Genomic DNA, 1,042 nt, shown 5'->3' on the forward strand with positions numbered 1-1,042 from the left:
TTCTTCTGGCTCATGGCTTTCAGTTCAGCCACACACGATATCGCTGCAGACGGCTTCTACATGCTAGCGCTGGACGATTCGCAGCAATCCTTCTTCGTAGGCATTCGCAGCACCTTCTATCGCCTTGCTTCGATCACCGGTCAGGGATTGTTGGTAGTACTGGCAGGATTTCTGGAAAAATCGACCGGCAAAATTCCATATGCCTGGAGCCTCACCTTCTTCATTCTGGCAGGCATTTTTCTGGCATTTTTTGTCTATCACCGTTTTGTTCTGCCCTACCCAAACACAGATACCGGAAAATCGGCCCGCACATCCCATGAAGTGGTAACAGAATTTGGAAATACTTTCCAATCTTTTTTTACAAAAAAAGGGATAGGATTGGCCATCGCTTTCATGTTACTGTACAGACTGGCTGAAGCGATGCTTGTCAAGCTTACCTCGCCCTTTCTACTCGACAGCCGTGATGTGGGCGGATTGGGATTACATACCTCCGAAGTCGGCATTACTTATGGTACAGTGGGAGTGATCGCCCTTACACTCGGCGGAATCATCGGTGGAATTTTAGCTTCACGCCAAGGGCTCAAGTATTGGCTTTGGCCCATGGCACTAGCCATCACCCTTCCCAATGCGGCTTATCTGTACCTTGCATTTTATCAACCCGATAACATGATCTGGGTGAATACGGCAGTGGCTGTTGAACAATTCGGATACGGTTTCGGATTTACGGCCTACATGCTTTACCTGATTTATTTTTCTCAGGGTGAGCATAAAACAGCTCATTATTCCATCTGTACGGGATTCATGGCCCTGGGTATGATGCTACCTGGTATGGCTGCCGGATGGATACAGGAGCAACTGGGATACCAGCATTTCTTTATCCTGATTATGATTCTCACAATACCCACATTGGTACTGATCCCTTTCATGAAAGTGGATCCGGAATTTGGCAGATCAAAAAAAGAAAAACAGACTGATTGTTAATGCGAATCAATAAGGGATATACCCTTGCAACAATCTTCACTAAGACGGTAATGGCTCTGAC

General features: G+C 46.4%; 1 protein-coding gene. It reads left to right on the forward strand.

The features are described 5' to 3' along the window. Window positions 1–981: MFS transporter (locus tag B3Z75_RS01845; protein WP_294067170.1), on the forward strand; the 981-nt coding region annotated here is incomplete at its 5' end. Window positions 982–1,042: the final 61 nt, after the last annotated feature.

It is taken from the genome of Proteiniphilum sp. UBA1028, from assembly GCF_002316955.1.
In the GTDB taxonomy this organism is placed as follows: Bacteria; Bacteroidota; Bacteroidia; order Bacteroidales; family Dysgonomonadaceae; genus Proteiniphilum.